We start from the raw sequence: 13620 nt of genomic DNA, 5'->3' as shown, positions 1-13620 counted from the left end.
TCCAAATACGTCCGTGTTTTTTATCAGAACTTCTCAATCACCGTACGGCTGATAATCTCGTCCTGAACTTCTTTGCACAGTTCCACGAAGTAGGCGCTATAGCCCGCCACGCGGACGATCAGGTCACGGTATTTTTCCGGTTCCTGCTGCGCTTTTTTCAGCACTTCGTTATCGACATAGCTGAACTGCATCTGGCCGTTGCCAAGAATCGACGCGGTGCGCAGCAGAGTAATCAAGCCATGGCGTCCTTCTGGAGTGTCCAGCAGCCCTTTGAGGAACTTGAAATTGTGCACCATGCCGATGTTCATGGTTTCGACGTTCATTTTGCTCACTGACTTGATGATCGCCGTCGGACCCTGCTTATCTGCGCCCTGAGTCGGGCTGATACCATCGGAGAGCGGCATCCACGCCAGGCGGCCGTTTGGCGTGGCGTTGGTCAGCTCGCCAATTGGCGTATTGTTGGAGATAGACAAGGTGCCGTGGCTTAATGTGGAGTAGAGCATCTGGTATTTACGGCACTCGCGCTCGGTCCACTCGGTGATATCCAGCGCGTACTGGTCTACGTAGTTATCGTCGTTACCGTACTTGGGCGCGTTCAGGCAGTCGCGGCGCAGGCCTTCAAAGCCTTCGAAGTTGGCCAGCATCGCGTCACGCATCTGCTCAAGGGTGTATTTTTTATCTTCATACACCAGCTTGCGGATCGCGGCGAGGGAGTCGACGTAGGTCGCCAGACCGGAGAAGATTAGCCCCGGACCGTGGTTGACCATCGCGCCACCGGCAGCCACGTCTTTGCCTTTTTCCATGCAGCCTTCAACCAGCAACGACATTAGCGGCTTCGGCGCGACGTCGCGGTGTACACGTTGGCTGATGACCGTACCGATAGCCGACAGGCGAACAATATGGGCAATCTGCTGTTTCACCGCCGCGTCGAATTCCTCGAAGGTGCGCAGGTCGCGCAGGTCGCCGGTATCCAGCCCCTGATAGCTATCAAACAACACCATGCGACCACGGTTTAAGACGAACTCGATGGCGATCGGCCACTGGGTGTAACCGGTTGATGTCCACTGGTAGATGCGGCCGGATTTCTGCGGTTCCACGCAACCCATCAGGCAGTAGTCGCGGGCATCTTCGAAATCAAAGCCTTTGCGCAGCATCATCTTGATATGCGAGTCATCGAAGTGACAGGCCGGGAAGCCCATACCCGCTTTCACCACATCGACGATTTTTTCCATGTACTTCTGCGGCGACTGGTTGTGAATACGGCAAGCCAGCGACGGCTGGTAAACCTTCACAAAGCGCACGGCGTCCATAATCAGATAGGTCAGATCGTTACAGGCATCGCCGCCGGAACGTTTTTGGCCGCCGACGGTCAGGTTGATAAACGGCTGATAACCGGCAAAATATTTCGCCCCCAGCTCGCTGGACATCCACATCAGCTCGGCGCACTTGATGATAAACGCCTGCATCATCTCCAGCGCGCTATCGTGAGTCAGGCGGCCTTCGCGGATATCGGCTTCGAACATCGGGTAGCAGTACTGGTCGACGCGGCCGAGCGACAGGCCGGTCTGGTTCTCTTCGATTTCAAACAGTGATTCCACGGTCCAGATGCTTTGCAGTGCTTCCTGCAGCGTTTTCGGCGGGTTAGCCGGGACGTTCTGGTTCACTTCGGCGATGGTCAGCAGCTCGGCGCGACGCTGGGCGTTCTGCTCGATGGCTGCCAGTTCACGGGCGCGCGCAGCGATGCGGTGAGAGTAGTTAATCACCCCTTCGCAGGTTTCAATCGCCGCTTTGTAGTAGTAAATACGGTCGATATCTTCCGGATTTTCCATGCTCAGGTTGGCGAGATGCGCTTCGGCGTCGGCTTTAATGCCGTTCATCCCTTTGGTGAACAGCAGCACGTCGTAGCCCGGGCAGGTATCGCCACCGCCGTTGATCTGATGATAGGAGAGGTCGCTGACGAAGGTTTCGCCGCTGAACGCCCACACGCCCGCTTCACGGTACTGCGCTTCACAGATCTCATCCAGCGAGCGGCCTTCCCAGAACGGCACGATCTCTTCGCGGATGGTCTTTTTATCTTCTTCGCTAATCTCAAACGGATCCTGTGGACGGGTGCTCATGGTGTCGAGCTCGTCGCGGACCCAGCGCCAGGCGATATCCGGCGAGAACGCGCCCGCACGCGGTTTGCCGCACGGATGGCCGACGATCAGCTCATCGTCCTGAATCAGAATCGGCGCGGTTTCGCAGGCGTGGCGGAAGGCTTTGGCGCGCAGCAGAATGGTCGGCATCCCCGGATTGGCTTTCACCACTTCGGTAAAGGCCAGCGCGCGGTAGATAGAGACGCTCGGACGCACGGTGAGGTAGTGATTGCGCAGGCGCTGCATACGCGGTGTTAAACCTTCCGCTGCTGGCGTCTCGCTGGTGGCGGCAAACGGGGTGACAGAAATGTGCTGTACACCCTTGAACAAACGTACCGGCAGATGCAGAGCGCTGAGGTTTTGCTGGGCGCTGAGGAACATGTCAGAGAGTTCGTTGATGCGCGCATTCTCAAGGCTTGCGCCGTGCAGCATGGCATCGAACATCGGGTAGCCGTCGATAGCGCAGGCGGAGCGGACTTCACTGAGTTCAGCCAGTTTGAACCATAAAGACTCGACGATTTCATACGCCTGCTGCTGAGACAGCGCGCCGCTGTTGATATCGTGCTGGTAGTAAGGCAGCAGGGCTTTATCGGCCCCTTCCGGGTTGACGGCGTAGCTGCCGTTGTCCAGCTGCAGCGCCAGCTGGAACAGGTAGAACGCCTGGCAGGCTTCTTTAAAGCTGCGCGCCGGATGGGCCGGAACGTGGTGCAGAATAGCGGCGCTCTCTAACAACTCAGCCTTGCGGTAAGCGTTGGTTTCCGCGGCGGCCAGTTGTTCTGCGCTATTAGCCAGGTTTTGCGCCAGCGCCATCAGGGCATCGCAGGCGTAAATCGCTGCACGACATCCGTTAACTTCGTCCATGCCGCTGCGGCTGACGGCGCTGCCCAGCGCGCGGGTTTTCTCTTCCAGTTGGTGTTTAATCGCCAGCACGCCTTTTTCGACCACCAGCTTGTAGTCCGGCGAATCGAGGTCGCTGTTCAGGTTGAGGAACTGGAAGGCGGACGGGCGGCGGGCGGCGCTTTCGTCGTGGAAAATTGCCCCGTGCGGCTTGCGGGTCTGGTTACCGACGATCAGTTCGTCGGCGCTGATGCACAGCGGCAGCTGGCGCATCAGCTCATAGAAACGGCGCGCCGGTTTGACGGCGGCGGGAATGCCCGCGATATCACCATCAAGGGCGCTCAGCGTGGTGGCATGTTCGGTGCACAGGGTGCTTTTTTGTGAGAGTAAACGTTCTGCCAACACTTTGACGCGCGGCGTTAAGCTGTAGTGTGCCATGGGTAAGGTTCTCCAAATCTTGTTATCAGTGGCCCTGAACGGCGTTACCGGTCCACGCCCGGCGATAGAGTTCGGTTAATGCGTGAGCGTCCGGCGCGCGTGGGTTCGTCGGGGTACAGCTGTCGCGTAGCGCCTGGCCGACCATCTCTGCCAGCCGCTGTTCGAAATCACCGGCATCGACGCCGGTATCACCAATGCCGGCCGGCATAGTCATTTCGTCTTTTAGCGCCTGAATGGCGACCAGCAGGCTGGCGACGCCCTGGCGGGTCGTGGTCGCAGGCAGGTCCAGCAGATGGGCTAAACGGGCGTATTTGCGGGCCGCATCGGTATCGCACAGCCCTTGATAATCAGCATTCCAGGCCACCACGTCCGCCATCAGCAACGCGTTGGCGCGACCGTGGGGGACGCGAAACACGCCGCCGAGCGCGTGGGCCAGGCTGTGGGTGATGCCGAGTGACGCGTTGGTGAAGGCCATGCCCGCCATGCAGGAGGCGTTGTGCATTTTTTCCCGTGCCAGCAGATCATGACCGTTGCGCCAGCAGGTCGGCAGGTAGCGAAACACCTGCTGCACCACTTTCTCTGCCAGCGCATCGGAAAAGTCGCTGGCGGCGCGGGAGACATAGGCCTCCAGCGCATGGCACAGCACGTCCATTCCGGTATCGGCGGTGATTGCGGGCGGCACCGAAGCCACCAGCGCCGGGTCGAGAATGGCGATATCCGGCAGCAACGACGGGTCCACCAGCACCAGTTTCTCGGCGTGGGCCTTCACCACCGAAAAGGCGGTAACTTCCGAACCTGTGCCGCTGGTGGTGGGGATCGCCACGAAGCAAGGCGGCTCGCGGTGAGCGTCCGGACGGGTTTGCGCCAGGGCGAAAATAACCGCTTTGGCTGCATCAATCACCGAACCGCCGCCCAGCGCGATAACCAAATCCGGATAGCTGTTATCCATCCGTTTCATCCCGCGCACCACGGTGGCGATATCCGGGTCGGCGGCCACGTCGTCCCAGACCTGGAAAGCGATGCCGCGCGAGCGCAAGATCTGCGTGACGCGGGAGGCGAGGCCAAATTTGACCATCGCCTGGTCGGTGACCAGCAGCACGTTGCGGGCGGGCAGCTCGTTCAGGATGGAAAGCGCGTCCTGACCAAAGCGGATCCGGGGTTTCAGCAAAAATTCACTCATTGGGTTATTGACTCCTTAAGCGTCCCGAAACACGTTCTCGACAATGGCGACCACCGACATGGCCTTGTAGCGGTCTTTGTTGAGCGCCAGATACTCTTCCGCCAGCACGATGTCGTGCATACCGGCACCAACGCTATCCACGGCAACCCAGGTCTGGTCTTTCATCGGCTGCTGGTCATCATCTAATTTGGTGATAAGCAGCAGGTTGCTTCCCCGTAGCTCATCGCACTTCTGCGTGGCGACGACATGTCCAACTACCTTTGCGAGAATCATTGTTTTTATCGCCTTATATCAATGTGTTACTTACCGAGGCGCTCCAGCACCTGGCGGATGACGCGCTCCACGTTTTGCTCGTTGATCTCGCTTTCTGCGCCAGCGGTCGCTGCGGTAGCAAAACGGTCATCCGCGCTGCTGGTGGCGTGAGCCACTGGCGCTACAGCTGCCGGGGAGTTAAAGCGATCGTCATCAAAGATGCTGCGGTTCGGGTTATCCGCCGGACTGACGATGGTGGGCTGCGGTTCCGGGCGGCTGCTCGGGGCGCGCAGTTCATCAATGGAGCGTACGCCGTAGCCCACTTTGCGGATGTTGAGCAGGTTCATCGGTCCGACGTTGTCGGAGCTGGAACCGCCGCCTACCGCGCCGCAGCCCAGAGTCAGGGCCGGGGTGATATTGGTGGTCGCACCGATTCCACCCAGCGCCGCCGGGGTGTTGATCAGAATGCGGTTGACCGGTTTTTCGAGGCAGAACTGGCGGATAACGTCCTGGTTGCGGGTGTGGATCACCAGCGTGTGGCCGAGGCCTTCGTTGGTCAGCAATTCCACCACGCGGTGACAGGCTGCTTTCCAGTCTTCTTCCACGTACAGGCCGAGGACCGGGCACAGTTTTTCCCGCGAATAGGGGTTGGAGTGCGATACCGTGGTCTGTTCGGCAATCAGCACGCGGGTGCTGGCCGGAACGCAGAACCCGGCCATCTGGCTCAGATACAGCGCGGTTTTGCCGACCGTTTTCGGGTTGATCGCGCCGTTCGGGCGCAGCAGCAGGGCCGCCATTTTCGCCGCTTCGCTTTCGTTCATAAAGTACGCGCCCTGGGCTTCCAGTTCGCGGTGAACGTCGTCGTAAATGCAGCGTTCGACGATGATTGACTGCTCGGAGGCGCAGATCACGCCGTTATCGAAGGTTTTGCTGGTAATGATATCTTTCACCGCATGGTGAATATCAGCGCTGCGTTCGATAAACGCCGGGCCGTTACCCGGACCACCGCTGATGGTCGGTGTGCCGGAGGCGTAGGCTGCGCGTACCATGCCTTCACCGCCGGTGGCCAGAATCAGCGACACGTCTTTGCTGTGCATCAGTTCTGAAGTGGCTTCGAGGGTCAGTTGACTAATAGCGTCGACGCTACCTGCCGGGGCGCCTGCCGCTTCGGCTGCGCGTTTAACGATTTCAATCGCTTTCCAGCTGCACTGGCGTGCGCCCGGATGCGGCGAGAAGATAATCGCGTTACCGGCTTTCAGGGCGATCAGCGTTTTGTAGATAACAGTGGATGTCGGGTTGGTGGACGGCACAAGCGCACAAATCACCCCCAGCGGCACGCCCACGTCCATCACCTTTTGCACCTGATCGTCATGAATGATGCCGACGGTCTTCATATCTTTGATGGCGTCGTAAACGCGCAGCGAGGCGAAACGGTTCTTCAGCACTTTGTCCTGCCAGTTGCCAAAACCGGTTTCTTCCGCGGCCATTTTTGCCAGTGCTTCGGCATGATGCGCCGCTTCCTGGGCCACGTTCTTCACGATGGCGTCGATTTGCTGCTGCGAAAAGGTGGCCAGAATCGCCTGCGCCTTTTTGGCATTGCGCACCAGCTCCCGGGCGTTTTGCCGGGACTGCAAATCGTTATCCAGTTCAATCATGAGTCTATCCTTCATCAGACTAAAAGAGTGGAGACGGGGCGCGCCCTGTCAGGTCATGCTTTGTGCTGCGCCGCGATTTTTTCGATATCGTTATGCGGTCGCGCGATGACGCGAGAGGTGACGACTTCGCCAATGCGTTTGGCCGCTTCCACGCCGGAGTCCACGGCGGCATTCACCGCGCCGACGTCGCCTTTCACCATCGCGGTGACGAGGCCAGAACCGACGTTTTCATAGCCAATCAGCTCGACGTTGGCGGCTTTACACATTGCATCCGCGGCTTCAATACAGGCCACCAGACCTTTGGTTTCGATAAGCCCTAGCGCTTCTTTCATCAGGTTTTCTCCGGTTATTCGGCCATTTTGTAATGCGAGACGATTTTGTTGATGTCGTTATGTGGGCGGGCGATAACCAGCGAGGTCACCACTTCGCCGATGCGCTGCGCGGATTCCACGCCGGAATCAACAGCCGCTTTCACCGCGCCGACGTCGCCTTTCACCATCGCGGTGACGAGACCGGAACCGACGTTTTCATAGCCAATCAGCTCAACGTTGGCGGCTTTGCACATCGCATCTGCCGCTTCAATGCAGGCCACCAGACCTTTGGTTTCAATCAAACCTAATGCATCACCCATTTGCGTTCTCCTGGCCTTAAGCCCTGTGTTTAATGACAATTTTGTTGATGTCGTTGTGTGGACGCGCAATCACTAGCGACGTCACCACTTCCCCTACGCGCTGTGCGGATTCCACACCGGAATCTATTGCTGCTTTCACCGCGCCGACGTCGCCCTTCACCATCACGGTGACCAGACCGGAGCCGATGTTTTCATAGCTAATCAGCTCGACGTTGGCGGATTTGCACATGGCATCCGCTGCGGCAATACAGGCCACCAGACCTTTGGTTTCGATAAGCCCTAATGCATCACCCATGTTTTCTCCTCCAGAACAGATTTTGTGATTCGGGAAAACCGTCCGCGTAACGGCGTCAGGACGCGGAAGCGGTGTTCGGGGTTCACTATAGGGCGTGGGCGGTGAAGTGAAATTTAAATCCGTCAGGCGGGTATTTTTAGTTTTTTACTCTGTGATTTAGGCTGGGTGAGGTTGGTATTTATCTGTTTGTGCTGCAGTTGAGGGGAAGATTTGGCGACGGTTGTGGCGTTTTTTTCACCATTTAGTCGGAAGCCGATAGATGTTAACAGGTTGCTAATTTATTGCAGGAGAGGGGTAATTTAACCCTTCGTGAAGTGCGGGAAAGATCGTGTTTTGGCGGTGAGGCTAAATGCAAAAAGTGCGGTTTTAGTGGGAGAGATGGGGCTGGAAAAAAGACACTGTGAGCTTAATCAAGTTTGCTGCCGGACTTCAGCGTGCAGACGTAGAGCGGCGAGTTAATAGAACTGAGCAGAATCGCTTTCTCATTGAGCTTCTGGGCGTTGAGGAACAGGCCGTCGTGGCTGTCCGACATCTCACGCATAAAGTAGTCGAAGATGACGTCCGGAGACTCATCAATGGATGAGGCGCTGGATTCCCACTTACTGATGCGATAGTGGCGCTCGGTGGTGGAGATGCGCTTGCTGGTGTAGCTGAATTTGACGTAGCGCTGGAGATAGAGCCAACCGGCGGCGGAGTCGGTATAGCCTTCGACCACCATCGACCCCTTCCCGTTAGCGGCAAAATTAAAATGAATGTTGCCGTTAACGTTCTCTTTCTCCATGTTCTCAAAACGCATAATCGCTTTTGTCGAACAGCTCATGATCCCGCCGTTTTCGACGGGCAGCAGCTTCCAGGCACTGAACCCGGCGGCGGCAATAAACACCAGGCTGGAAAGAGCGAAAAAGGGGCGAGGGGCGAGTCTCATTGCGGCTTCCATGAATAGTAAAAATAGTTATCGCAGTAGCTGAACGGGTTATCTTCATGCATCGCGCAGTGGGCGAGGAATACCCGGCCCAGGCCGTTGGTTTCCAGCCGGTCGCCATAGAAGAAGACAAAGCGTTCGCCGGGTTTGCACTCCAGCTTCAGGCGCTGGCGTACGACATCAAAATTCTTGCCATAGGCAGTTCCGGCAACGGAGCGCAGCATCTCATCGCTGGCCAGTAGCTCGCACTGACTGTGGCTCATTTGCGTTAGCATGATGGGTCGCGACTCGCTGGTGCCAAGAAAACTACACACCACCAGCAGCAAGGAGATCGTGAGCAGGCTGACGCCAGCGAGATACCAGCAGGTGCCGCGCGCGTGCCGGGTGGAAACAGGCTTTTGTTCTGGCGGCGCGGTGGTTTGGTCTGGCTCAGGATCGATAGCGGGCTGCGGCGGTGCAGGTTCAGGGATAGCGTCCAGCATCTCAATGGTGAGATCCGGGTTGAGCTGCAGCAGGCCGCGCGACACGGTGACAATAATGTTATCGATATCGTAGTGGCGGAAGGTTTTGCGCAGCATGCTCAGATACTGATTGAGATTGCTGTTCGACGAAGTTAACCCGTTATCATCCCAGACCTTTTTAAGCACCTCATCACGGCTAACCACGGCGGTATGGCGCAGGAAAAACCACAGCAGCGCGTTGGCGGTAATTGACAGCTGGCTGTCCGCCTCATTGCTTCCCGGTATTGTTAGAGTGCCGTCCGTTGCATCATAAATAAGACGGCCATGGATGTTATAACGCATCGCGGCCTCAATCTATCACGTCATACTTCACGTTGCAGGTGCGTTGGCTGCGCTCGCTCACCTTGGTCACATAGTTATCTATGCTCCCAGGGATTCGCTCCCTTGCCGCGTGATTCGTCCCTACGGGACTCACCCTTTCAGGGCCAGCGCAAGCGCTGTTCAAAACGGTTAACCGTTTTGTCCTGCAACGCGAATTATTTAGTGTATATATGCTTCACGCAGGAAGCGTCATCTTCGTCAGATCGCTGACCAGCGACTGCCGGTGCCCGGCGCTCATCGTGCGCCCCTCGGTTAATTCCGATAGCCAGATGCCGTCCGCCGCATAGCGCACCAGCGTGCCGGTATGGCTATTGTCCAGTTCGTCACCCTTCGCCAGATGGTCAAGCATCCAGTCGCGCCAGCATTTTCGCAGTACCGGCTCATCCGGCATCGCCAGCGACAGCACCATTAACTGGCGGCTCTCCTGGGTGTCCGTCAGCTCCGGGGCTGACAAGTAGTGCAGATAGGCGCGGGTAAAGCGGCCATAAGAGATATTATCTGCAGCCATCAGCTCAGAAATCGCCTCCTCCATAATCGCCAGCAGGCGGGCAAAGAGGGCAAAAATCAGCGCCTGTTTGTTCGGGAAATGGTGCAGTAAGCCGCCTTTGCTGACACCCGCCTCGCGCGCAACGGCGTTTAGCGAGAGAGCGGCGATTCCGTCCCGACCGGCAATGGTGGCCGCTGATTCCAGCAACTGCTTATATAAACGGACCGGGTCTTTTTTTCGATGTTGGGCTTCTGTGTTCATGGCCCGAATCATACCGACCAGACGGTATGATTATTCTTGATCGCTATCAATATGCGAAGAGGCGCACCGGGATGGGATTCGGTTATTGCGTGGAGGCTCACAATTCACCTTGTGAATTGTGGTGGTATTCTTCGTCCGCTTGTTCCGCGCTAACCCATTTATTATTTACTATTTTTTTAATTTCCCAGGTTATTATCACCTCTGCCAACGTTAGGTATGGGATGGATTATCCACCTCGTTGTGATGACACCACTCAAATACAGAAAGGAATTCTCATGAGCGAACAAATTACCTTTGGTACCAGTGATTTTGCCAGTAATCCAGAGCCACGCTGCCCTTGCGTACTGCTGCTGGATGTCTCTGGGTCGATGATCGGCCGCCCTATCAATGAACTCAATGCCGGTCTGATGACCTTTCGCGATGAACTGCTTTCAGATGCGCTGGCGATGAAACGCGTTGATTTAAGCATCGTGACGTTTGGCCCGGTAAAAGTGGAACAACCCTTCACCAGCGCGGAAAGCTTTTTCCCGCCGATCCTCTATGCGCAGGGCGATACGCCAATGGGGGCGGCTATCACCCAGGCGCTCAATATGGTTGAAGAGCGTAAACGCGAGTACCGCGCTAACGGCATTTCATATTACCGCCCGTGGGTCTTTCTGATCACCGATGGTGGGCCGACGGATAGCTGGCAGTCGGCGGCGGCCATGGTCAGCGAAGGCGAAGCCGCCAAAAAGTTCGCCTTTTTCTCCATTGGCGTACAGAGCGCGGATATGAACACGCTGGCGAAAATTAGCGTACGGCAGCCGCTATCGTTACAGGGACTGCAGTTCCGTGAACTGTTTAGCTGGCTTTCCAGCTCGCTGCGTTCCGTTTCCCGCTCCACGCCGGGAACCGAAGTCGCACTTGAATCACCAAAAGGGTGGGCGTCAGTGTGACCTGGCGTCTGGTTTATGGTTCCGAGGTTGGTACGTCTCATCTCAGCACCCAAACCCCTTGCCAGGATCGCTGCCTGGCAAGGGTTGATATGCTCAACGATGGGCAGCCGCTGCTTTCACTGTTTGTCTCCGACGGCGCAGGCAGCGCACAGCGGGGCGGTGAAGGGGCTGAACTGGCTGTTGAAGCAGCATCGGCCTGGCTGTCTGACAGAGTACGCCAGGGCGCGTTTGAGCTTAATGAAGCGTTAGCAGTTGATATCGTACTGGTCATAAAGGAACGAATTCTGGCGGTGGCCGCCGCCCACTCACTGATAGCGCGCGATTATGCCTGCACCTTTTTAGGCGTACTCTCTATGGAAAACGCGACGCTTATTATGCAGATTGGCGACGGCGGCGTGGTCGTGGATTGCGGCAAAGGGTTAGAAGTTCCGCTAGTACCGATGACTGGCGAGTATGCCAATATGACCTGGTTTGTGACGGATGAAGACGCAGTGAACTTACTGGAGACGCATTTCATACCAGCGCAAGCGCTGAAGGTTGCGGCGTTTACCGACGGCATCCAGCGGCTGGCGCTTAATCTTACGGACAATACTCCTCATGAGCCGTTTTTTACGCCATTTTTCAACGTGATGGCCAGCGTTTCGCCGCAGCAGGCGGCAATGTTACCGGACCTGTTGGTCGAATTTTTGGGCAGCCCGTCGGTTAATGAACGCACGGATGATGATAAAACGCTGGCGCTGGCGTTGTGGGCGCCATGAAAGGACATTTATATACATCCACCGGCGATGCGGTAACGCTGGGGCGGGAGTTAGGCAAGGGCGGCGAAGGCTCGGTGTTTGAGGTGGCGGAACGGCGTGACAGCGTTGCCAAGATTTATCACACGCCGCCGGACAACCTGAAGCAGGCCAAGCTGAGCTTTATGGCGGCAACAGCAGACGAGCAGCTCTTTAGTTATATCGCCTGGCCGCAGACAACGCTGCACGCCGGGCGTGGAGGTAAGGTGGTGGGCTTCCTGATGCCTAAGGTCACAGGAAAAGAGCCGATCCATATGGTCTATAGCCCTGCACATCGGCGGCAGCATTACCCTGATTCAGCATGGGATTTTTTGCTGTATGTTGCTCGCAATATCGCCGCCTCTTTCGAAACTGTCCACGCTCACGGGCATATTGTCGGTGATGTGAATCAGAACAGCTTTATGGTGGGGAAAGACAGCAAGGTTGTCCTGATAGACAGTGATTCGTTCCAGATTGATGAACGGGGCACGCTGCATCTTTGTGAGGTCGGCGTGGCGCATTTTACCCCGCCAGAGCTGCAATCATTACCTTCCTTCTCCGGGTTTAACCGTACACAAAACCACGATAACTTCGGCCTCGCGCTGCTGATTTTCCATGTTTTGTTTGGCGGTCGGCACCCTTATTCCGGTATTCCGTTGTTAAAAGAGGTGGGTAATGCGCTGGAATCGGATATTGCGCATTTTCGTTACGCTTACGCCAGCGATTATCAGCAGCGCGGCTTTCGGCCGCCTCCGCGCTCTATTCCCATATCGATACTTCCCCATTCGCTGGCTTCTATGTTTCATCTGGCGTTCACCGAACAAGGGGTTGAAAAAGGGCGTCCGACGGCACAGCAGTGGGTTAGTGCGCTGGATCAGGTACGCCAGCAACTAAGAAAATGCGCCGCCTCTGCAATGCATGTTTTCCCTCGCCATTTAACCCACTGCCCCTGGTGCGAGCTTGAAGATCAGGGGGTGAGCTATTTTATCGATTTGAATGTTACCGTCAGAACGTCAGCGGGTAATTTTGTTATGGCCAGAGTGATGGGCGCGATCGCGGCAGCATCGCCGCCGCGGCCGTTGAATCTTCCCTCCGCTTTACATTATCAGGTAACACCTCGCCCGTTACCGCAGAATATCCCAGGGAAAAAAGCGGTTACCGTCGCTCAATTCGTGGTGGCGTTTACTGCCATCGTGATAATGGTTGTGACGATGAAAGTTTTCTATATGTCGCAGGGATGGCTTTGGTCGTTGATTGGCGGCGCTCTGGCGGTCTGGGGGGTAAAGCATATCGGTAAGCTGCTGCGTAAAGAGGAAGTACAGCAGCGCCGTACGGCGATGGATCTTGCCGAAAATGAGTATCGGCAGCTCGTCAATCAGGCGCAGCACTCTTGCGGGCCCGAAGGTTTTATAGCCAAACGTGCGGCGCTGATGCAGCGCAAAGAAGAGCTTGATGGTCTCCCGGCAGCGGAAAAGGCAGAACTTGACGATCTGCAAAAGACGGCACGGGAACGTCAACGGAATAAATTTCTCGCAACATGCCTGATTGCCTCTGCGTCGATCCACGGCGTCGGCCCTACACGCAAGGCGGCACTGCTTTCGTCCGGTATTAAAACTGCGGCGGATGTCAGCAAACGAAAGTTAATAACAGTAAAAGGTTTTGGAAATCATCTGGCCCAGGCGGTGCTGGAGTGGAAGGCCAGTTGCGAACGGCGCTTTTTCTTCAACGCGGCCGAAGCGGTACCGCTCAGCGACACCAACGCGGTGAAGGCGAAGTTCGCCGCACGGCGGGTGGCGCTGGAGGCGGTCTTAACTCAAGGTGCGTTAGAGCTACAGCGTTTTAGTCTGGAGTCCGATCAACGGATGGCGGCGCTGCGTGATCCGTTACAGGAGGCCGCGAAAAAGCTGGCGCAGACGCAGGCCGATTTCAGCCTATGCTAATATCTCCACCTCGTGACTCGGCCTGCGGCTTTGCCCC

13 protein-coding genes are annotated in these 13620 nt (G+C 56.7%); 3 read left to right on the top strand and 10 right to left on the bottom strand.

What is annotated here, in order from left to right; translation table 11 throughout:
- Positions 1 to 23: 23 nt before the first annotated feature.
- The 10 genes from cutC to DA718_RS24985 form a co-directional block, all read right to left on the bottom strand.
- Positions 24 to 3410, bottom strand: coding sequence for a choline trimethylamine-lyase (cutC, locus tag DA718_RS25030; RefSeq protein ID WP_112215168.1), 3387 nt, complete (start codon positions 3408 to 3410; stop codon positions 24 to 26).
- Positions 3411 to 3435: 25 nt separating this feature from the next.
- Positions 3436 to 4590, bottom strand: a complete 1155-nt coding sequence (locus DA718_RS25025; protein WP_112215167.1) for a 1-propanol dehydrogenase PduQ — start codon at positions 4588 to 4590, stop codon at positions 3436 to 3438.
- A gap of 15 nt (positions 4591 to 4605) precedes the next feature.
- Positions 4606 to 4863 carry a EutN/CcmL family microcompartment protein gene (locus tag DA718_RS25020; protein ID WP_112215166.1) on the bottom strand — a complete coding sequence of 86 codons (258 nt, stop codon included), beginning with the start codon at positions 4861 to 4863 and terminating at the stop codon, positions 4606 to 4608.
- Positions 4864 to 4889: 26 nt separating this feature from the next.
- Complete coding sequence (locus DA718_RS25015) at positions 4890 to 6497, bottom strand: acetaldehyde dehydrogenase (acetylating) (RefSeq protein ID WP_112215165.1); 1608 nt, start codon at positions 6495 to 6497, stop codon at positions 4890 to 4892.
- A gap of 53 nt (positions 6498 to 6550) precedes the next feature.
- Positions 6551 to 6829: a BMC domain-containing protein gene (locus tag DA718_RS25010; protein ID WP_002442217.1), complete on the bottom strand. Its 279-nt coding sequence runs from the start codon at positions 6827 to 6829 to the stop codon at positions 6551 to 6553.
- Between the two features lie 14 nt (positions 6830 to 6843).
- Positions 6844 to 7128, bottom strand: coding sequence for a BMC domain-containing protein (locus DA718_RS25005; RefSeq protein WP_112215164.1), 285 nt, complete (start codon positions 7126 to 7128; stop codon positions 6844 to 6846).
- 16 nt (positions 7129 to 7144) lie between these two features.
- Positions 7145 to 7423 carry a BMC domain-containing protein gene (locus DA718_RS25000; RefSeq protein WP_112215163.1) on the bottom strand — a complete coding sequence of 93 codons (279 nt, stop codon included), beginning with the start codon at positions 7421 to 7423 and terminating at the stop codon, positions 7145 to 7147.
- A gap of 406 nt (positions 7424 to 7829) precedes the next feature.
- Positions 7830 to 8348 (bottom strand): FidL-like protein, encoded by a 519-nt coding sequence (locus DA718_RS24995; protein ID WP_112215162.1) that lies wholly within the window; start codon positions 8346 to 8348, stop codon positions 7830 to 7832.
- Positions 8345 to 9148 (bottom strand): winged helix-turn-helix domain-containing protein, encoded by an 804-nt coding sequence (locus tag DA718_RS24990; protein WP_112215161.1) that lies wholly within the window; start codon positions 9146 to 9148, stop codon positions 8345 to 8347. The genes DA718_RS24995 and DA718_RS24990 overlap by 4 nt, the downstream gene beginning before the upstream one ends.
- A gap of 214 nt (positions 9149 to 9362) precedes the next feature.
- The gene (locus tag DA718_RS24985; protein ID WP_112215160.1) at positions 9363 to 9947 is read right to left on the bottom strand and encodes a TetR/AcrR family transcriptional regulator; all 585 of its coding nucleotides are present in this window, start codon (positions 9945 to 9947) and stop codon (positions 9363 to 9365) included.
- A gap of 263 nt (positions 9948 to 10210) precedes the next feature.
- Between DA718_RS24985 and DA718_RS24980 the strand changes: the two genes are divergently transcribed.
- The 3 genes from DA718_RS24980 to DA718_RS24970 are packed head-to-tail and all read left to right on the top strand — an operon-like array spanning position 10211 to position 13583.
- Complete coding sequence (locus DA718_RS24980) at positions 10211 to 10870, top strand: vWA domain-containing protein (protein WP_112215159.1); 660 nt, start codon at positions 10211 to 10213, stop codon at positions 10868 to 10870.
- Positions 10867 to 11628, top strand: coding sequence for a PP2C family serine/threonine-protein phosphatase (locus DA718_RS24975; RefSeq protein ID WP_112215158.1), 762 nt, complete (start codon positions 10867 to 10869; stop codon positions 11626 to 11628). Before DA718_RS24980 ends, DA718_RS24975 begins: the two co-directional genes overlap by 4 nt.
- The gene (locus DA718_RS24970; RefSeq protein ID WP_112215157.1) at positions 11625 to 13583 is read left to right on the top strand and encodes a helix-hairpin-helix domain-containing protein; all 1959 of its coding nucleotides are present in this window, start codon (positions 11625 to 11627) and stop codon (positions 13581 to 13583) included. Before DA718_RS24975 ends, DA718_RS24970 begins: the two co-directional genes overlap by 4 nt.
- Positions 13584 to 13620: the final 37 nt, after the last annotated feature.

Origin of the sequence: Klebsiella huaxiensis, assembly GCF_003261575.2 — a bacterium.
GTDB lineage: Bacteria > Pseudomonadota > Gammaproteobacteria > Enterobacterales > Enterobacteriaceae > Klebsiella > Klebsiella huaxiensis.
This window is presented reverse-complemented; position numbering and strand designations above follow the sequence as displayed.